The organism is Massilia sp. PWRC2 (genome assembly GCF_049896725.1).
GTDB lineage: Bacteria > Pseudomonadota > Gammaproteobacteria > Burkholderiales > Burkholderiaceae_D > JAFCUW01.
In genome coordinates, this window is the sequence record NZ_JAFCUW010000004.1 from 58,968 (window position 1) to 78,007 (window position 19,040).

A 19,040-nucleotide genomic window follows, 5' to 3' on the forward strand; every position below is an offset into this window, starting at 1 on the left:
TCGTACTGTAGGGCGGTATGAAAGGGATGCACGCCCGGCGGGCATTCATGTACGCAGCAGGGCAACGCGGCAGGACAGCACTGCAGCACAGAATGGCAGCACAGAACAGCAGCACAGGCCGGCGCCGGCTCTACAAGCGGCTAACAGCATGCGTCTATGATAACGCCGGCCTTGACAGCCGTCGAGTCGCACACGTTTGCGCCGCTGGATCACAGGTTTACTTTTGATGTACATCAAAAACACCGGGGGCGACATCGGCTAATCGCCGTGCATCCCTGTATCCAGGCTAATTGTCGGAAAAACTGACAGCGCTGCTGGCGGCGCTACCCGGCCCCCATGGCGCCGTCGCCGCCCTGGTCCAGTGCCTTGATTATAAAAAGATTGAGCGCCCCGCGCCGCGCATGGCATGAATCCTGCTGCGTGTTTTTGTGCAGGCGACCGGTGCAGCAGGTCCTCGAACGACGCAGGCGCATACCCGCCCATCACCCCACCCATACAAGGAGTACTGGATGACGTCTTCGCTTTTCAATTATTCGTTCAGGGCCGTGGTCGGCCTGCTGTTGGCGGTCAGTGGCCAGGCCTACGCGGGCGTGCTCGCTTACCAGAGCAAGGCGGCATTTCAGGCCGCCATCGCCGGCTGGCAAGCGAGCACCACCGATTTCGAAGCGGTACCAGCGGGCACTGCCTTCAATGCCGGCGGCGGCCCGGCCGGCAGCGGTTTTGGCATGGTGTAGTCGGGCCCCTCCGCCGGCAGCGCGCGGCCGGCGCTCGACGACCAGTTCTGGACCAGCTCCGGCCGCAACTATCTGGGCCTCGACAATAACGCCGCTTCGCTCGAGGCGGGCGATGCCCTGACCTTCAGCTTTAGCGGCGCCGTGCAGGCGTTCGGCCTGTACGTGATCGGCACGCGCGACGTCGATGGCGGCGACATCGCGCTCAGCAGTGGTGCGTTCCGCGTCAGCAACCGCGCTGTGGCCGATGTCAGCGATGGTGCTGGCAGTTACGCCTTCTTCCTCGGCTTCATGACCGACGATGGCAGCGCGCTCGACCCCGTCAGCCTGCTCGTTCTGAGCGGGGGCGACCAGCGCCTGCTCGACATCGACATCGATGACGTCATCCTGGCGCGTGCCGGTGGCACTGGCGATGTGCCGGAACCGGCCAGCGTGCCGCTGATGCTGGCGGCGGCGCTGGCATTCGGCGCAGCAGGGAAACGGCGCGCGCTGCGCTGTGACCGGCGCGCAAGACCAATCACCAGGCTGTACTACCAAAGGGAGTCATAGCATGCCCCATTGCGCGTTACAACGTCCAATTGCAGCCACGCTGGCAGTGGCCGCCTGTCAGGCACTGCCAGCAGCGGCGCAAAGCCAGCCCTATGTGGGGCAGATCATGTGCGCCGCCTTTAATTTTGCACCGCTGGGCTGGGCTGAATTAAATGGCCAGCAAATGTCGATTAGCCGCAATACCGCGCTGTTCAGTCTGCTCGGTGTCACCTATGGCGGCGATGGCATTACCACCTTCAACCTGCCGGACATGCGCGGCCGCCTGCTCTTGCATACGGGCGAGGGGCCCGGGCTGACCGCGCGTACCGAAGGCGATGCGGATGGCAGCGAAGCCCATGTGCTGACGCCGGCCAATCTGCCCCCGCATGCCCACAGTTTGGCGGCGCCGGGCAGCCTCAACGATGCTAATTCGGTGTCGCCGGGAGGCAAAGTGCCCGCTTCCAAGCCGCGCACCAATCTGTACACCGATCCGACCAATCTGGTGGCGCAGGCGCCAGCGTCGACTGGCCTGACCGGTCAGGCGGCGCCGGTCGCGCAGATGCCGCCGTTTTTGACCGTGAAGTGCTTTATTTCGCTGGCCGGGCAGTTTCCGCCACGGCCTTAGGGTAGCGGCCTTGCATGCAACCCGCGCCGCGCACTCAAGCAAGGTCGACAGCGTCCAGCGAAAAATAGCTGGTGTGGCCAACGCCCTTGCTGTAATCGAGCAGCGCCAGCGCCTGCGGCGTGATGCGCAGGAACAGCATGCCGGGCCAAGGCAACTGGGTAGGATCGGCAATGAGCTTGGCAAACGCTGGCTGCTTTTGGCGCAGCAGTGCTGCCACCGCCGCCAGTTCATCGGCATCGCTGACGAAGGTGGCGTGGCCATCGATCGCCAGCCCCTTGATCGCCGACCAGCTGGCATACGGCAAATTGACGGTGACGGCGACGCGGTTGTCGTGAACAATATCGTGGGCCTTGCCGCTGTCGATGGCGATCGCGGCATACAGCAAGTGGCCCTGGTTGACGAAACTGACGGTCGAGGCGCGCGGCGAGCCGTCGGCGCGCAGGGTGGCCAGGGTCAGGTCCGCCGCGCCAGCGAGGATGCGGTCGACCAAGCCGGCCGCTTCGGCATCAAGTTGTTTCATGGCAATCCTCAATCAAGTCGGTGCCCTCGGCGCGCCCCAAGGGCAGGGGTGCGGCAGGCACACCGGTCACTGTGTTGGACCGGCTGCCCGCAGTCTCCGCATGGGAGGATATATTGTATTTGATGCACGTCAAATCGCGCAAAATGGTCGCGCTCGTCGCCATGCTGGCGCCGTCCTGGCAGCGTTCAGCTGCGGGGAACCCGCTTTTTGCCGCAGCAATACATGCCCTGGTCAATCTTCGATTGCTTGCCGCAGCTGCTGCAGCTGTACAGGCGTGATTTCTCCGCGCTGAGGCGGTAGGCTTTGACTTGGACGCCGCTGGCGTCCCAGGTGATGCCGACATATTCGAGCCCGGCGGCGCTCGCCTCCGACTCGGAAGCCGACTGGTACGCCAAAAACAGGACCTGCTCGCGGTCGTCCCGTGCGTGCAGTGCGGCCATGCGCGCCCGCCATAATGGGAAACTTTCCATACTGATATTCCCCTTTCTGGTGAACCAGCGTGTGTGTGGATCATGGCGCGGCCATCATGCGCTGCGCGTCGTGTTGACAGCACATTATGAAGGCGTGCACGCCAGCTTAAATAGTTGCCACGCGACATTATATCGCATTTCCTTTTGTTGAAAAAAGGTTCATTTGGCCGGCCAGCGTGGCCAGCGATGCTATCGCCAAAGCCGCCGCGTGCGCGGGCATCCTTGCGTGCGCTGGTAAATACGCGCGGCTGAGCGCTCCAGGCAATGCGGGCACCGAATGCTTGCAGCGCCTTGACCAGCAAGACGTCTTCATGACAGGCCACCGCCGCGAAACCACCTGCGGCCAGGTAGGCGCTGGCGGCCACCCCCAGGTTGGCGCCGTGGATGTGGCGGTGGCCGTCGTGGTCACGGTAATGGCGACTAAAATGCTCGCGCAGCACGTCGGCGTCGGCGCCGTGCGGTGACCAGTCGTCCACTGCCACCGAGCCACAGACGACATCGACGTCGAGCGCCAGCTGGGCCGCCAGCCATTGCGGTGCCACCCGCGTGTCGGCGTCGGTGAAGGCCAGCCAGCGGGCGCCGGCCGCCAGCAGGCAGGCCGCGCCGGCCGCCCGCGCCGCACCCACCTGGCGCTGGGCAATCTGGCTCCAGTCGAGCGCCACCCCGGCATCGGCGAAGCGGCTGGCGTGCCGGCGCACGACGTCGACGGTGCCGTCGGCGCATGCGTCGAGCACCACATGCACCAGCACTGCTTCGCCCTGCAGGCGATCGTTGCAGGCCGCCTGCAGCAGCGCCGCGAGACAGGCGCCGATGTGTGCCTGTTCGTTGTGGGCGGGGACGCCGACGCCGATCATGACGCAGCTCCGGTGGCGCTAGTGCTGCTACTGCGGCTAAACGTTTCGAGCAAAAAATCGGCGTCGGCATGGAACAGGTGTCGCTGCAGGCGCGGCACGCTGGCAAAGGCGGCGTGCAGCTGCTCGGTGCTGGCGCTGCGGTCGGCAAAGTCGTGCCGCCAGTGACACAGCACCAGCAGGCCGCCATCGGCCAGGCAGGCAGCGACGCCATTTACCAGCGCAGCGAGGCCCGCGCCATCAAAATAATAGGCCAGCTCGCTGATAATAATCAGGTCGAACCACTGCCCCAGCGGCCAGTCGGCCGGCAGGCTGCACTGCTCGACGCCGACGCGTTCAATGCCGGCACCTGCCAGGCGGCGGCGCGCCGCTGCCACCGCGCTGGCGGCGCCGTCGCAGGCGAGCAGCTGCTGGCAGCGCGGCAGCAACGCCGCGCTCAATTCGCCATTGCCGCAACCGGGTTCGAACACGCGCTGGTAATGCGGGCGGTCAAGGCAGGCCAGCAGCACGGCGCGCTTGCGCTGTTCATACCAGCTCGCGCGCACCTGCCACGGATCGTCGCTGGCGGCGTACAGTGCTTCGAAATGGGCGCTGGCGCTGGCCGGGTTTGAGGCTGGCATGGGCGTTGACTGCAGTGCTTCGTTCATAAAAAATACACTTCAAAAGGGGTCAGCAGGCGCGCCAGCACCTGCGCGGGCAGGATGGCGCCGGCGCCGGTGCTGGGGTCAAGGCTGGTCTGGCTGCTGAAGCAGGCCATCGCGGCGCGCTTGGTGTGCAGGTGTGCGCTGGTGAGCGCCAGTTTGCGCGCGCGCGCCAGCGGCAAGGCGTGCTCGGCCGGCGCGCTCCAGTGCCAGCCCCATGCGGGTACCTCGAGCAGGCGCGCGCCGGTCGCTGCGGTGGCGCTGGCACAGGCGCGCGCGCAAGCTTCATGGTCGGGATGGCCATCGTGGCGCCAGGTGCTGATGACGACGTCGGTGGCGCACAGGAGCGCCGCCAGCCGCTGGCCAAGCGCGTGTTCGGCGGCGCCGACGGCGCCATCGGCGACACCCAGGCGCAGCATGCACGGTTGCACAAGGCCGAGCGTTTGCAATGCCGCCAGGCTCTCGCGCGGGCGCGCCTGGCGCAGGCGCTCGGGCGGCCACAGCGTCGAGCCGGGGTGGCTGGCCTCGCCGTCGGTGACCGCCACCAGCAAGGGCGCCGGCTGGCGGCTGGCCAGCAGCTGCAGCAGCGCGCCGCAGGCGAGCACTTCGTCATCCGGATGGGGCGCCACCAGCACGGCGCGCCAGCCGGGCGGCACCAGTTGGTCGACGCTGGCGACGGCAACGGCGGCCAGTGCCGGGTCGGCCTGCCAGTCGCGCGGCGGCGTACCGGCGCCCTCGATGGTGCGCGCGCTGCTGTTGGCAACCGCGTCGGCGCGGTTCATAGCGTCCACGGGCGCTTGCCGATGGTCGCGCTGGCAGCGTTGGCCACGAGGGCCGCGCCCAGCGCCGCCAGATCGCGCTCGGCGTGGCTCTGGCGGATAAACACGGGCAGGTCGGCGAACAGGCGGGCGATATGGCGCTGCTTGCACAGCGGCCCGGCGCCCAGCGCACGGCCGACCGCCGCCAGCGTCACGCCGGCCGCCGCCTCGACCGCCAGGCGCAGCGTCAGCGCCGCCGCCATCGCATCGGCGTGCGGATGGGCGTCGATGGCGGCGGCAGTCGAACGCATCAGGGTGGCTGCCCCTTGCAGGGTCACCGCCACTTCGCCCAGCTGCGTCAGCCGGTGCGGATCGGCCGCCCGCGCGTGCGGCTGCGCCAGCAGGGCGTCGGGCAAGCTGCGAAAGGGGCTGTCGTGCAGGCTCTCAAGCAGGCTGTCAAGCAGGCTGGCGCAGGCGCCGTACCAGCACGCCGCCACGCCAGCGCCGCCATGCCAGAAGCCTGGGCGCTGCACATAAAAGTCGGCGTCGCCGACGACGCTGGCGGCGACACCGTCGAAATCGACATCGGCGCTGGCCGAATCGCGCATGCCGACCGCCTGCCAGGTGGACGCATCGATGCCGATACCCGTCTGCCCCATGTCGACCGCCGCCAGCCGCGCCTCGCCCGCTGCGTTACTGCAGCTGACGAGCGCGTGGCTGACCGTGCGCGCGCCCGAACACCAGCTCTTGCGGCCGTGCAGGCGTAAGCCACTGCCATCCTCGCGCAGCAGCAGGCCCGGGCCGCCACTGTGGGCACACCAGGTGCCCCAGATGGTGCCGGCGTCGGGCGCCGGCAAGAGCGCTTCGTGCAGGATGGCGAGGGCGTCGGTGTGGCCTTCGAACAGCTTGGCCAGCGACAGGTCGTGGCCACCGATGGCGGCGAGCAGCTGCCAGCGCGCCAGCGTGGCGCCCGCAGCCGCCGCAGGATAGGGACAAGCGGGCGGGCGGTCGTGGCCAGCGCCGAGCAGCTGGCGTAACTGCGTGGCGGGTGCGGCTGCGCTGTCGAGCACCGGCAGGGGGAGCGCGCGCGGCGCGGACGATTCGAATGGCATGGCGAACATCGGGCATTGGTCAGGCTTCGATGTTAGCGTTTTCCCAAGCTTGTTCCGTACGTTCGCGCACCGAGCAATGCACGGCGCCCGCCGATCGCACTTCAGGGCAGCAGGGCCGCCTGCAGTTGCGCGATGCTGGCCGGCTTGACCAGGTGTTCATCAAAACCGGCGGCGCGGGTTTTTGCGCGGTCGTGCGGGGCGCCGTAACCGGTGTGCGCCACCAGCCGCGTGCGGGCCAGCGCGGGCAGCGCGCGCAGCCGGCGCGCCAGTTCGCTGCCATCCATGTCGGGCAGGCCGATGTCGAGGATCATGACGTCGGGCGCGCCGCACGGCGCCAGTGCCTGCGCCTGCGCCAGTGCCAGGGCGCTGGCACCGTCATGGGCCAGTTGCGCGTGGTGACCGAGGGCGCCCAGCAGGTCGCACATCATTTCGGCGGAATCGACGTTGTCGTCGACCAGGATGATGCGCAGGGCAGTGGGGAGGGCGGCGGACGCGGTCATCATCGGCAGCGGCGCGGTGGTATCGGGCGCCAGCGGCGCCGCGATCAGCGGCAAGGTAATCGTAAACACGCTACCGAGGCCCACCCCGGCGCTGCTGGCGTCAAGCTGGCCGCCATGCAGTTTGACCAGGTTGGCCACCAGCGACAGGCCAATGCCGAGGCCATCGTGGGCGCGGTCGGGGGCGAATGCGCCTTGCGTGAACATGTCGAAGATGTGGGGCAGGGTGGCGCTGGCAATGCCAATGCCGTTATCGCGCACCTCGATGCGCACCACCGGCTGGCCGTCAGCGGGGGCGTCGTCGATGCTCGCCGCCAGCGTGATTTGGCCATGCACAGAGGTGAACTTGGCAGCGTTATGCAGCAGGTTGCCGACTGATTGCGCCAGTCGCACCGGGTCGCCCCACACCCACAGGGGCGCCGGCGGCAGACGTGTTTCGAGCTGGTGGTGGCGCGCTTCGAGCATGGGCGCGGCCGTTTCCAGCGCGGCCTTGAAGACGCCCTGCAGTTCCACCGCCTGTTCGCGCAGGGTCAGTTTGCCTTCCGAGATGCGCGCCACGTCGAGCAGGTCGTCGACCAGGTGGGTGAGGTGATCGACCTGGCGCGAGATCACCCCGCGCGCGCGCGCGTGGATCTCGGCGGCGCTCACGCCATGCTCGTCGTCGCTCTGGCGGGCCAGCAGCTCGACTGCGGTGCGGATCGGACTCAAAGGATTGCGCAGTTCGTGCGCCAGGGTCGCCAGAAAATTGTTCTTGTTGTCGTCAGCGGCGCGCAGGCGGCTTTCGAGTTCCTTGCGGCCGCTGATGTCACTGGTGATGCGGGCGATGCGATAGGGCCGCTCGCTGCAGTCGCGCACCACGAAGGCGCGGTCGCGCACCCAGCGAATGGCGTTATCGGCGCCGACCACCCGGTATTCCTCGTCATAGGGCGCCAGTGCCATCAGCGCATGCCAGCGCTGCGCCAGCGCCGGCCGGTCGTGCGGGTGGATGCTGGCAAACCAGTCGTCGGGCTGCTGCGCCAGCGTGCTTTTCGGCCGGCCCCAGAGGCGCGTGTAGGCGTCGCTGACATACAGCAGGGCGCCATTGTCGAGATTGAACATCCAGAACACGTCATCGATATTTTCCGCCAGCTGGCGAAAGCGCTCTTCGCTGTTGGCCAGCGCGAAGCGGGTTTGCTGCAGGCGCAGCAGGGCGCGCACATTTGCCACCAGCTCGTCAGCTTCGATTGGCGCGGCCAGGTAATTGTCGGCGCCCCCTTCGAGGCCGCGGATCTTGTCGTCGCGGCCAGTGAGGGCCGCGGAGGTTTGCAGCACCAGCACATGGGCGCTGGCCGGATCGGCCTTGATGCGGCGGCACACTTCGATGCCATTGATGTCGGGCAGTTTGACGTCGAGCAGCACCAGCGCCGGCAGCAGGCGCGCCACCTGTGCCAGCGCATCGGTGCCATTGGCCGCTTCCTCGACCTGGAATCCGGCGCCGGCCAGGATCCGCGTCTTGACGTAGCGGGCACCGTCGTTGTCGTCGACGTTGAGGATCAGGATCTGCGGATTCATGGGGCGGGGGGCGCCGGGGCGCTCAGGTGGCGGGGCAGGATCAGGCTGAAGGTCGAACCTTCGCCCACGATGCTCGATACCTCGACTTCGCCACCGAGCAGGGTGGCGAACTTGCGGCACAGGGGCAGGCCGAGACCGGTGCCTTTGACGCCGCGCTGCAGGGGATGCTCGATCTGGCTGAATTCTTCAAAAATCAGTTGCAGGTGGTCGTCGCGGATGCCGATGCCGCTGTCGCGCACCTCAAAGCGCAGCCGGTTGGCAGCGGCCGCTGGCGCCATCGCCAGCGTCACCGTTACGGTGCCGCGCTCGGTGAACTTGAGCGCGTTGGAGACGAAATTACGCAAGATCAGCGCCACTTTCGGTTCGTCCGAATCGAAGTCGACCGCCGCTGGCGGTTCGATGAACTGCAGCTGCACCGCCGGGTTTTGCGCCAGTGGCCGCAGCATCGCCCGCAAGGCGCCAAACAGCGCACCGACATCGATGGGAGCGATATTGATCGCCACCTTGCCAGCCTCGATCTTGGCCAGGTCGAGCAGGTCGTTGACCAGGTTCGACAGGTCGTTGGCGGCGCTCGCAATAAAGCCGATCTGGCGCTCCTGCTCGACCGACAGCTCGCCATCCATGCGGTCGAGCAGCAACTGGGTCAGCGCGCGGATCGAGGACAGCGGGGTGCGCAGTTCGTGGCTGGTGTTGGATAAAAAGCGCGACTTCATTTCGTCGGCCTTGCGGATTTTTTCCGCCTTTTCTTCGATTTCGGCGTACAGCGCCAGCACCCCGCGGTTGGTGTCTTCAAGTTCGCGCGTCAGTGCCAGCAAGTCGTCCTGGCGCTCGCGCAGTTCGGCCAGGGCGCCGGCCAGTTCGTGGTTTTGCTGCTGCGCTTCGATAAAGCTGTCGGCCGGCGGCGCCTGCGCCAGCGTGCTGGCCAGCGCGGTGAGCGCATCGTGATCAAACAGCTGGGAGCTGCTGAGCAGTTTGTGCATCGATACCGTCAGCGCATGGTCGGCCTGCTGGCAGACCTCACACTGGTCCATCAGGCGGCGGGCGGTGGCAATGGCGCTATCGAGTTCGCTGGCGGCTGATTCGGTCGCCACGCCGGACACGCCGGCAGCGGCTTTTTCGACACCGCCGTTGTCGCGCATCGTCACTATCAGCCGGCGCAGCCTGCGCTCATGGTCCTGTTCGAAGGCGAACAGGGCGCGCCCGCCATACACGCGGCGGCACACGCAGCGTGCCAGTTCCGATACCGCCGTGGCGATGCGCACCTGTTCCTGCTGACTAAAGCCCAGCATGGCCGACAGCTGGCGCGCGCGCTGGCGCACGGTGACGACATCGGCCGGGCCTTCGATACCGACGTTGAGCAGGCGGGTGGTGTGCATGCTGGCGCCGCGCTTTACGGCTGGCCGCCGAAGCGCAGCACCAGCACGCTGGCGTCGTCGCGTACGCGGGCATAGTCGCGCAGCAAAACGGCCGCGATCACCAACGGGTGGCAGGCTGCCAGGCCAGGGTGCGCGGCCAGGTCCCACTGGGTCGAGATGCCGTCGGAGTGCATGATGAAGATGCTGCCGGCTGCGCACGGATGCTCGAACTCCTGCACCTTGCGCAGGTTGTGGCCGACGATGCCGTTGTGCGAGACCATCTGGCGGCGCTTGTCCTGGCCCATCAGGCAGGCGGCGATATTGCCGATGCCGGCAAAGCGCAGGCTGGCATCGCCATTCGGATCTGGGCGCCCGCCCGCGCCGGGGTAACTGAGCGTCATGGCGGCCAGCGCGGCGCCACGGCTGGCGCGCAGGGCGCCGTGACAGGCTTCGAGTTGCGCGGCGGGCGGGCGAAACGGCCCGCCCGCCATGCAGTCGAGGGCAGCCTTGGCCGCCTCGGCCGCCAGTTCGCCATGGCCGAGGCCATCGACCGACAGCAGGGCAATACCGGCGCGGTCGGCGGCGATGGCCCAGGCGTCGCCATTGGCGTCTTCGCCGGCGATCGGCAGGCTGAGGGCGCCGAAGGTGAACAGCGCCGGCAGCGCGGCCAGCGCTGGCGACTGGCCACAGGTGTCGGCCGCGCGCCACAGCCGCATGAAAAACACGGCGCCCCGTTCGCGTGGTGCATAGGCGTCGAATTCATCGGCCAGGCGGCGCATCGCACCGAGACCGGTACCGGCGGTGCCGACGCTGGAGACGCCGTCGCGCAGCGCCTGCGCCATATTGCTGATGCCCGGACCGCTGTCGACGGCGACGATGTCGACACCGGCGCGCTCGCCGAGCGTGGCCGACAGGTAGATGCGGCCGTCGCTGGCGTGCTTGATGATATTGGTGGCCGCTTCGCTGATCAACAGCGCCAGCTGGCCGGCGCGCACCTCGTCGAAGCCGACCTGCTGCGCCAGCGCGTGGCCGGCACGGCGGGCGGCAGCGATGTCGCTGGCGTGGGTGATGGCAACGATGCTGTGCGGCCGCAGGGAGGTGCTTAACAAGGCTGTCCTAACAGGTAGTCAATGGTTGAAGATCATGCCGGCGCTGACCAGCCAGCAGCAGCACCGGGGTTACCGCTTCCACTTGAGCACTGCCACCACCGTCCCTTCGCCGGGCCGGGTATCGATATCGAACTGGTCGACCAGCCGGCGCGCACCCGACAGGCCCAGTCCGAGACCGCCGCCGGTGGTGTAGCCATCGGTCAGTGCCAGTTCGAGGTTGGCGATGCCGGGGCCGTCGTCGGCGAACAGCAGCCGCACGCCGCGCCGCATGCCGTCGTCGAGTTCAAGGACATGGGCTTGGCCACCACCGCCATACTTGATGGTGTTTCTGGCCAGCTCGCTGGCGGCAGTGACGAGCTTGGTCTGATCGACCAGGCTCAGCTTGATAGCCAGCGCCATGTCGCGCACCAGCCGGCGCAGCGCCACCACGTGTTCGTCGGACGTCAGTGGCAGCACCGCATGGCTGAGCGTGCCTGCGCCTGGCTCGAGCAGCGGCGAGTCGAAGCGTACCGGTGGCGCGGCCGAAAACGGGTTCATTGCTGGCGTGGTTGATGGTAGCGCTTGCCCAGCAACAGCATGCCGCGTTCGACATTCAGGGCGGTTTTCACCCCGGGCAGGGTCAGTCCCAGCTCGACCAGGGTGATGGCCACTGCCGGTTGCATGCCGACCAGCACGGTCTGGGCATCGAGCACGCGTGCCATCGCCGCGGTGTTGCTGATCATGCGGCCAATAAACGAGTCGACCAGGTCGAGCGCCGAAATATCGATCAGCACCCCCTTGGCTTCATCGCTGACGATGCGTTCGGTGAGGTCGTCCTGCAGCGCCAGCGCCAGACGGTCGTGCATGTCGACCTGGATCGTCACCAGCAGCAGGTCGCCAATGCGCAAGATGGGAATGCGGTCCATGGTCAGCCGCGCGTGATCGAGGCGCCGACACGGCCGAGGGCGACGACGAAGGCATCGGCCAGGGTCGCCTTGGTCACCACGTCTTCCAGATTGACGCCGAGGTGGACGATGGTCTGGGCGATTTGCGGGCGGATGCCGCTGATGATGCAGTCGGCGCCCATCAGGCGGGCGGCGGCAATGGTTTTCATCAGGTGCTGGGCCACCAGGGTGTCGACGGTGGGCACGCCGGTGATATCGATGATGGCGATGGCCGCGCCGGTCTCGACGATTTTTTGCAGCAGGCTTTCCATCACCACCTGGGTGCGGGCGCTGTCGAGGGTGCCGATCAGCGGCAGGGCGAGGATGTCCTGCCACAGCTTGACCACCGGCGTCGACAGCTCGAGCAGCTCCTGTTGCTGGCGCACGATGATCTGGTCGCGGCTCTTCTGGAATACTTCCATGGTGTACAGGCCCAGCTTGTCGAGCAGGGTGCTGACGGTCCACAGGGCGTTGGCCAGCGCGCTGGCATCGGTGCTGAGGGCGTCGCGCATGACGTGAAACAGCGGCTGCTTGAGGGAAAAAATGAACGTGGCCGTTTCGCTGGGGGTCGAGCCCTGCTTGGCGCGCGCCGACGAGATTTCGCTGAGCAAACCGCGCACTTCGTCATAGGCACGGCTATCGATGTCGTCAGCGCCGCCGCTGGCGATGGCCTGGGAAAACAGGCCGAGGAACTGGCTGCAGTGGCGCTTGAGCTGGTCCTCGGAGGCGGCATTGCTGCGCACCATCAAGCTGCGTAGATCGCCGACCCAGGCCGACAGGATCTGGTCCTGGTGATTGACAATCAGGTTGCCGATGGTTGCAGCGGATTGGTTCATGGTGTGATTTCCAGGAGGTATAAAGAAATGACGGAGCGCGCGCATCCTTGAGGGCAAAAGCGCCACGTCTGACAAATGACAGATCGAATTGTAATAGCAGAGTGATGCCATTGGTAAAAATTTACCAATAGTGCGTGCGCGCACAATTGTCTGTTACACGGCAGCGCGTCGCAGCGTGACGGGTGTCACAATTTTCCATCCTTGGTGCCACCACAGGCCGGGCAATCCATTATTATTGCAGCATGCTGACCGACCTCCCGATCCCGCCCGCCGACCCCGGTTCAGACCAGGCCGGCCGCGTGCTGCGCCAGTTCCGCATCGTCTTTAATGCAGTCAAGCTGCATTTTCGCCAGGTGGAAACAGCCGCCGGCATTGGCGGTGCCCAGGTCTGGGCGCTCAGTGTGATCGAGCGCCGCCCGGGTATTGGCGTCTCCGATCTGGGGCGCGCGATGGATGTGCACCAGTCGACCGCCAGCAACCTGGTAAAGGTGCTGCTCGAACGCGGTTTGATCAGCACGGTACGCGACCGCGATGACCGCCGTGCGCTGGGCTTGCATTTGACGGAGGCCGGCGCGGCCGTGCTGGTGAACGTACCGGGACCGTTCGCCGGCGTCTTGCCGGGCGCACTGGCCGAACTGGACCCGGCCACGCTGGCGCGGCTGGAGAACGACCTCGACCAGCTGATCGCCGCCCTGCATGCCGACCGCAGTGCGGCGATGGTGCTGCTGGCGGAAGGCTGATTGTGCGCGGTTGCGGCAGCCGTCAGGGGGCTGCCAGGGGGCTGCCAGGGGGCTGTCAGGTGCCGGTCAGGTGACCATCAGGCGACCATCAGGCGCCCATGCGCGCGGTGGCGCCCTCGACCACCGCGGCAGAAAACACCCGCCGCTCGACGCCGCTGGCGCCCGAGGCAATCAGGCCGACGAGCATGTCGGCGGTGGCCCGCGCCATCTGCCGCAGCGGCTGGCGCACCGTGGTGAGCTGATAACTGCTCCAGCTGGCCGCGCCGATGGCGTCGAAGCCGGTGACCGACAACTGGCCGGGAATGGCCAGCTTGAAGTGCGCGCGCGCCGTATCGACGCAGCCGATGGCAATGCTGTCGTTGCCGCAAATGACGACGTCGGGCGCGCTGCCCAGGGTGGCGATGATCTGGCGCAGGCCGCGTGCGCCGCTGGCGTAATCGTGCTCGGCGCTCAGGTCGTCGTGGCCGTCGCTGATGATCAGCGGTGCTGGCAGGCCCAGCTCGCTCAGCCGCTCGCTGACGCCGCGCCGGCGCGCCAGCGCCACGCTGGAGCTGGCCGGGCCGGCGATCATGGCGAAGCGGCGGTGCCCGGCCGCGGCCAGGCGCGCCACCAGCATGCGGGCGGCGCCGGCCTGGTCGCAGACAATCGCATTGATCTGGCGGTCGCGCAGGCTGCGGTTAAACAGCACCATCGGCAGGCGGCGGCGCTCGAACTGGTTGACGTGCTGCTCTTGCAGGGAGGCGGCAAGCACGGCGCCATCGACCTGGTGCTGCCAGAGGTCGGCCAGCAGGGCGTCGACATCGGTGCCGGCGGTCACGTAAAACAGCAGCAGGCGCATGCCATGCAGGGAAAAATGGTGGCTCAGTTCGGCCAGCAATTCGGGGTAGTGGGCACTGGCCTGGTCCGATAGCAGCAGCGCGACCAGGTTCGAACGGCGCGTATTGAGGCTGCGGGCGGCGGCATTGGGCGTGTAGTCCAGTTCCATGGCGGCCTGCATCACGCGGGCGTAAGTGGCGGCCGACACGCTCGCGCCCGGTTTAAAGCAGCGCGATACCGCCGATTGCGACACCCCGGCGGCACTGGCAACGTCGTACGACGTCACGCGGCGCGCCTGGCGCTCGATCAGCGCCTTGAGGTCGGCAATGCTGGCATGGACGGGAAGTGTCGAAGCGGTCATTCGTGCGGGGACTGGACGCGAGTGATGGAGCGCTGAGTGTATCGCAGTAAATTGCTATGTTGCAATATTTTTCCATATAGAAATTTATTGCGACCCACATTGCGCTCTCGGTGTTGCATAAACGCCTGCAATGGCTGGCAGCAGGGGCGCTTGCCGGCGCGCCGATCTGGTAGAATACCGCCCCTTGATTGCAAAGAATGCTTCCATGAGCCACGCCTGCGGCGTCGATTTCGGCACGTCCAATTCTACCGTCGGTCGCCTCGCCGCCAACGCGCCGACCCTGCTCGTCCTCGAAGATGGCAAGCCAACCCTGCCGTCGGTGGTGTTCTTCAATGCCGACGATGATGCCGTCACCTACGGGCGGGCGGCGCTGGCCGATTATCTGGCCGGCTACGAAGGCCGCCTGATGCGCTCGCTCAAGTCGCTGCTGGGTACCAGCCTGATCGATGGCCAGACTGAAGTGGGTGGCCGCGCCTTGCCGTTTCGCATGCTGCTGTCGCACTTTATTGGCGAAATCAAACGGCGCGGCGAACGCGCTGCCGGCCACCGCTTTGACGCTGCCGTGTTCGGTCGCCCGGTATTTTTTATCGACGACAGCGCGGCCGCCGACCGCCTGGCCGAAGACACCCTGGCCGAAATTGCCCGCTCGGTGGGGTTTGAGCACGTCGCTTTTCAGTACGAGCCGATTGCCGCCGCCTTCGATTACGAGTCGCGCATCGGCGCTGAAGAACTGGTACTGATCGTCGATATCGGCGGCGGCACCTCGGACTTTTCGCTGGTGCGCCTTGGCCCCGAGCGGGCCGCCAAGGCCGAGCGCCGCGACGACATTCTGGCCACCGGCGGCGTGCACATCGGCGGCACCGATTTCGACAAGTACCTGAGCCTGGCGTCGGTGATGCCGCTGCTCGGTTATGGCAGCCGCATGCACAATCACAGCGAAATACCGTCGAGCTATTATTTTAATCTGGCCACCTGGCACACCATCAACCAGGCGTACACCAAGAAAACCTGGACCCAGCTGGCCGATGTGGTGCGCGACGCCGCCGAGCCGGCCAAGCTGGTGCGGCTGCAGCGCCTGATCGAAGAGCGCGCCGGCCACTGGCTGGCCATGCAGGTGGAAGAGGGCAAGATTGCGCTATCGGCCGCAGCGAGCGTGGCACTGCAGCTTGAACGGCTGTCGCCGCCAGCGAACCTGCAGCTCGAACGCGCCAGTTTCGAGGCCGCCATTGCCCACCTGCTCGATAGCATCGACGCCACCGTGGTGCGCATGCTGGCCGATGCCCAGGTCGATCCGGGGCGCGTCGACACCGTGTTTTTTACGGGCGGCTCGAGCGGCGTGCTGGCCCTGCGCGAACGGATCGGCAAGCTGCTGCCGGCGGCCAGGAAAGTCGAAGGCGACCTGTTCGGCAGCATCGGCAGCGGACTGGCCATCGATGCCGCCCGCAAGTTCGGCCCGGCCAACGGGGCACGGCCGTGAGCGTGTTCGACCGCCCCATCGTCATGCTCGACTTCGAGACCACCGGCCTGTCACCGCTGATGGGCGACCGCATCACCGAAGTGGCGGCGCTGCGCATCGTCGATGGCGTCATCACCGAACGCTACGTGTCGCTGGTCAATTGCAATGCGCGCATTCCCGCTTTTATCAGCAACCTGACCGGCATCACCCAGGCGATGGTCGATGGCGCCCCGCCGGCGCAGCGGGTGTTGCCCGAACTGCTAGATTTTATTGGCAGCGACACGCTGTCGGCCCACAACGCCAGCTTTGATGAAAAGTTTCTCAAGGCGGAGGCCGCGCTGCTCGACCTGCGCAGCGCGCACCAGGCGCTGGTGTGTTCGCTCAAACTGTCGCGCCGCCTGTTTCCCGGTTTGCCTAGCTACAAGCTGGGGGCACTGTCCCGCCAGCTGGGCCTGGTGTTTCGCAGCGCCGCCCACCGCGCCGAAGCCGATGCCGAGGTGGGTGCACAATTGCTGATTCACATTGCCCGCCATTTGCATGGCGTGGTCAAGGTCAGCCCGGTCGAATCGTCGCTGCTGATGTCGGTCAACCGGCTGGCGGCGGCCAAGGTGCCGGCGTTTCTGGGAAACTACGCGACGCAACAAAAGCCACCCGGCTAGCCGCCGGGGAGACTGGCGCCGCAGGTGCCTGTCCATGCCTGGCCATCCAAGCGCCCCCTTGAGCGTCATAGCGATCGCTTCCGCAAGCCTGGGGCAGGCAGCCTGCAGTGCCGGTCCCGCTCCTGCGCGCACCATTGTTCCCCATCAAACGCCCCGCCCACAGAAGAAGTTAATATTTTGTCAATGTCGCGCGACCGCCGCACTGGCTAGCGTGTCGCCCGTTTGCCCGTGGCGGCGGCCGCATCGATGTGCCTTCATCGTCGCGCGTCGCGCCGGAGGAATCGCATGCACCGTCACAACCTCAGCCGGGACGCCCGCCAAAGCTACCTGTGGTTCCGCCGCGCAGCCGAGCAGGGCGATGCCTATGCCCAGTTCAATCTGGCCCTCATGTACAAACGGGGCGACGCCGTGCGGCGCGACGACGGTTTCGCCTTTTACTGGCTGCAGCGCTCGGCCGTGCAGGGGCTGGCATTCGCCCAGAACCACCTGGGCGCCATGTACTACAAGGGCAGCGGCGTGGCCCAGGACGATGGCGCCGCCGCCCACTGGTTTGAGCGTGCCGCCATCCAGGGCGACGCCTCGGCCCAGCAAAACCTTGGCCAGCTCTACCGCAAGGGTCGTGGCGTCGCCCAGTGCGACGCCACCGCCCTTGGCTGGTATTACAAGGCAGCCGAGCAGGGCGTGGCCAGTGCCCAGCAGCTGTTGGGCGAGTGCTATTTGCTGGGCCGTGGGGCAAGCATCAATTATCCGCTGGCGATGGCCTGGTTGCGCAAGGCGGCGCTGCTGGGCGATGCCCAGGCCCAGTTGCAACTGGGGCTGATGTACCAGCGCGGTCTGGGCGTGCCCGCCAGCGCCCGCGAGGCGCTGTGCTGGTTCCGGCAGTCGGCCGCGCAAGGCGTCGCCGCTGCCCAGCGCGAACTGGGCGTGGCCTACGCCGACGGCGCCGGCGTGCGCGCCGAGCCGCTGCGGGCGCTGGCCTGGCTGCAACGCGCCGCCAGCCAGGGCGACAGCAGTGCCCAGTACCGGCTGGCCCTGCTGGTTGCCAGCGGCGAGGGCGCTGCTGACAGCGACGAAGACGCCGATGCCCGCGTGCTGTCCCTGTTGCAGCGCGCGGGCGAACAGGGCCACGTCGACGCCCAGATCCGCCTCGGTACCATGTACGCCGATGGCATCGGCATCGGTCGCGACGAGGCTCTGGCGGTGCGCTGGTTTAACCGCGCCGCCGTGCAAGGCGCAGCAAGCGCCCAGTTCCACCTGGGGTTGATGCTGGCCAATGGCCGCGGCGCCGTCCGCGACGAGCAGCGCGCCGCCATCTGCTACCGGCTGGCGGCCGAGCAGGGCAATGCCGACGCCCAGAATAACCTTGGCGCCCTGTACGCCGGCGGCCGCGGCGTCGAGCGCGATGACGGCCGCGCGGTGCACTGGTACCTGGCGGCGGCCGAACGCCATCATCCTTTGGGCCAGTACAATCTGGGCAGCATGATCGCCCAGGGCCGCGGGGTGGCCCGCGACATGGTGCTCGCTTACATGTGGATGCTGTTGGCCGCTGCCAACGGCGACCTGCATGCGAGCGCTGCCAAGAGCAGCATCGGCCGCAGACTGAGCCCGGCACAGATCGGCAAGGCCCTCGATATGTTTCATGAAAGGCAAGTCAAGCGGGGCGCCACACCACGCTGAGGCGGGCACCACCGCGCCCGCTCGCAGGCCACGGCCGTGGCACCGACCGGGCGCGCAACGCTCAGGCCCGGCCTGAGCGTTGTTTTTCAGAAGAAACATTAAATCCTGTTAGGAATATTCTCACAGAGCACTATAGTTCGCGCCATTGATGTCGTAACATGACCATACTGTGTCTTACAAATATTGGTCTCCATGAAACTTTTCGCGCGCGCGGTTCTTGCTGCTTCCCTGTTGGGTGTGATCGCTCTGGCGCAGGCGTCCAGCCTGGCAATCGTGGTGCAGGATGGCGCCGGCAAGCCGCTGGCCGACACCGTTGTCTACGCCGAACAGGATGGCCTGGTGTTGCCGAAGGGGCCGAAGGGCGCGACCATCGAGCAGCGCGGCTTAAAATTCCTGCCGCTGGTGACGGTGGTGCAAAGCGGCGCAGCGATCAGTTTTCCGAATAACGACAAGGTGCGTCACCATATCTACTCGTTTTCCCCAGCCAAGAAATTCGACCAGAAGCTCTATTCAGGCGTCGCCGCCAGCAGCCAGCTGTTTGACAAGGCCGGCACCGTGGTCCTCGGTTGCAATATCCATGACCGCATGATCGCCTACGTCAAGGTGGTCGATACGCCTTATTTTGCCCGCACCGATAGCGACGGCGTGGCCCACATCGAGCTGCCCGCCGGCAAATACAAACTGAGCGCCTGGCATTTCAACCAGCTCGCCAGCGCCGGCGCCGACCAGCAAGTGACCGTCAAAGGGGGCGATGGCGCCACCGCCGCCAGCTTCAAACTGGCGCTCAAGGCCGCCACCGATGGCGAAGGATCAGGATACTGAGC

The 19,040-nt window shown here is 66.7% G+C and carries 20 protein-coding genes; 8 read left to right on the plus strand and 12 right to left on the minus strand.

Going from position 1 to position 19,040, the window contains the following annotated elements; translation table 11 throughout:
* Positions 1–509 precede the first annotated feature (509 nt).
* The 3 genes from ACP7BZ_RS09750 to ACP7BZ_RS09760 all read left to right on the plus strand — a co-directional run bounded on the left by ACP7BZ_RS09750 (position 510) and on the right by ACP7BZ_RS09760 (position 1,884).
* Positions 510–734, plus strand: a complete 225-nt coding sequence (locus ACP7BZ_RS09750; RefSeq protein WP_426112516.1) for a hypothetical protein — start codon at positions 510–512, stop codon at positions 732–734.
* 141 nt (positions 735–875) lie between these two features.
* On the plus strand, positions 876–1,280 hold the full coding sequence (locus ACP7BZ_RS09755; RefSeq protein WP_426112518.1) for a PEP-CTERM sorting domain-containing protein: 405 nt from the start codon (positions 876–878) through the stop codon (positions 1,278–1,280).
* 1 nt (position 1,281) lies between these two features.
* Positions 1,282–1,884, plus strand: a complete 603-nt coding sequence (locus ACP7BZ_RS09760; protein WP_426112520.1) for a phage tail protein — start codon at positions 1,282–1,284, stop codon at positions 1,882–1,884.
* 34 nt (positions 1,885–1,918) lie between these two features.
* Here the strand turns inward: ACP7BZ_RS09760 and ACP7BZ_RS09765 are convergent, their stop codons facing one another.
* The 11 genes from ACP7BZ_RS09765 to ACP7BZ_RS09815 form a co-directional block, all read right to left on the minus strand.
* Positions 1,919–2,404: a pyridoxamine 5'-phosphate oxidase family protein gene (locus ACP7BZ_RS09765; protein ID WP_426112522.1), complete on the minus strand. Its 486-nt coding sequence runs from the start codon at positions 2,402–2,404 to the stop codon at positions 1,919–1,921.
* The gene (locus tag ACP7BZ_RS09770) at positions 2,391–3,728 is read right to left on the minus strand and encodes a glycosyltransferase (RefSeq protein ID WP_426112524.1); all 1,338 of its coding nucleotides are present in this window, start codon (positions 3,726–3,728) and stop codon (positions 2,391–2,393) included. The genes ACP7BZ_RS09765 and ACP7BZ_RS09770 overlap by 14 nt, the downstream gene beginning before the upstream one ends.
* Positions 3,725–4,345 carry an SAM-dependent methyltransferase gene (locus ACP7BZ_RS09775; RefSeq protein ID WP_426112526.1) on the minus strand — a complete coding sequence of 207 codons (621 nt, stop codon included), beginning with the start codon at positions 4,343–4,345 and terminating at the stop codon, positions 3,725–3,727. Before ACP7BZ_RS09775 ends, ACP7BZ_RS09770 begins: the two co-directional genes overlap by 4 nt.
* Before the next feature lie 23 nt (positions 4,346–4,368).
* A complete protein-coding gene (locus ACP7BZ_RS09780; protein WP_426112528.1) occupies positions 4,369–5,148 on the minus strand; it encodes a PIG-L deacetylase family protein in 780 nt (259 codons plus the stop codon).
* Entirely contained in the window at positions 5,145–6,236 is a 1,092-nt protein-coding gene (locus ACP7BZ_RS09785) for an acyl-CoA dehydrogenase (RefSeq protein ID WP_426112530.1), read from the minus strand. Before ACP7BZ_RS09785 ends, ACP7BZ_RS09780 begins: the two co-directional genes overlap by 4 nt.
* Before the next feature lie 101 nt (positions 6,237–6,337).
* Entirely contained in the window at positions 6,338–8,284 is a 1,947-nt protein-coding gene (locus ACP7BZ_RS09790) for a response regulator (RefSeq protein ID WP_426112532.1), read from the minus strand.
* Complete coding sequence (locus ACP7BZ_RS09795; protein ID WP_426112534.1) at positions 8,281–9,660, minus strand: sensor histidine kinase; 1,380 nt, start codon at positions 9,658–9,660, stop codon at positions 8,281–8,283. Before ACP7BZ_RS09795 ends, ACP7BZ_RS09790 begins: the two co-directional genes overlap by 4 nt.
* 14 nt (positions 9,661–9,674) lie before the next feature.
* Positions 9,675–10,748 (minus strand): anti-sigma regulatory factor, encoded by a 1,074-nt coding sequence (locus ACP7BZ_RS09800; protein ID WP_426112536.1) that lies wholly within the window; start codon positions 10,746–10,748, stop codon positions 9,675–9,677.
* Between the two features lie 69 nt (positions 10,749–10,817).
* Complete coding sequence (locus ACP7BZ_RS09805) at positions 10,818–11,285, minus strand: ATP-binding protein (RefSeq protein WP_426112538.1); 468 nt, start codon at positions 11,283–11,285, stop codon at positions 10,818–10,820.
* Positions 11,282–11,653: an STAS domain-containing protein gene (locus ACP7BZ_RS09810; RefSeq protein ID WP_426112540.1), complete on the minus strand. Its 372-nt coding sequence runs from the start codon at positions 11,651–11,653 to the stop codon at positions 11,282–11,284. The genes ACP7BZ_RS09805 and ACP7BZ_RS09810 overlap by 4 nt, the downstream gene beginning before the upstream one ends.
* A gap of 2 nt (positions 11,654–11,655) precedes the next feature.
* Entirely contained in the window at positions 11,656–12,507 is an 852-nt protein-coding gene (locus ACP7BZ_RS09815) for an STAS domain-containing protein (protein WP_426112542.1), read from the minus strand.
* Positions 12,508–12,749: 242 nt separating this feature from the next.
* Between ACP7BZ_RS09815 and ACP7BZ_RS09820 the strand changes: the two genes are divergently transcribed.
* Complete coding sequence (locus ACP7BZ_RS09820) at positions 12,750–13,247, plus strand: MarR family winged helix-turn-helix transcriptional regulator (RefSeq protein WP_426112544.1); 498 nt, start codon at positions 12,750–12,752, stop codon at positions 13,245–13,247.
* A gap of 88 nt (positions 13,248–13,335) precedes the next feature.
* Here the strand turns inward: ACP7BZ_RS09820 and ACP7BZ_RS09825 are convergent, their stop codons facing one another.
* Positions 13,336–14,424, minus strand: coding sequence for a LacI family DNA-binding transcriptional regulator (locus tag ACP7BZ_RS09825; protein ID WP_426112546.1), 1,089 nt, complete (start codon positions 14,422–14,424; stop codon positions 13,336–13,338).
* 205 nt (positions 14,425–14,629) lie between these two features.
* On the opposite strand from ACP7BZ_RS09825, the gene ACP7BZ_RS09830 reads away from it, so the two are divergent.
* From ACP7BZ_RS09830 to ACP7BZ_RS09845, 4 genes are all read left to right on the plus strand, one after another.
* Positions 14,630–15,901: an Hsp70 family protein gene (locus tag ACP7BZ_RS09830; RefSeq protein WP_426112548.1), complete on the plus strand. Its 1,272-nt coding sequence runs from the start codon at positions 14,630–14,632 to the stop codon at positions 15,899–15,901.
* Between the two features lie 2 nt (positions 15,902–15,903).
* Positions 15,904–16,539 (plus strand): 3'-5' exonuclease, encoded by a 636-nt coding sequence (locus ACP7BZ_RS09835; RefSeq protein WP_426113078.1) that lies wholly within the window; start codon positions 15,904–15,906, stop codon positions 16,537–16,539.
* Positions 16,540–16,824: 285 nt separating this feature from the next.
* Positions 16,825–18,216, plus strand: a complete 1,392-nt coding sequence (locus tag ACP7BZ_RS09840; RefSeq protein ID WP_426112550.1) for a tetratricopeptide repeat protein — start codon at positions 16,825–16,827, stop codon at positions 18,214–18,216.
* A gap of 192 nt (positions 18,217–18,408) precedes the next feature.
* Positions 18,409–19,038, plus strand: a complete 630-nt coding sequence (locus ACP7BZ_RS09845) for a methylamine utilization protein (RefSeq protein ID WP_426112552.1) — start codon at positions 18,409–18,411, stop codon at positions 19,036–19,038.
* Positions 19,039–19,040 lie beyond the last annotated feature (2 nt).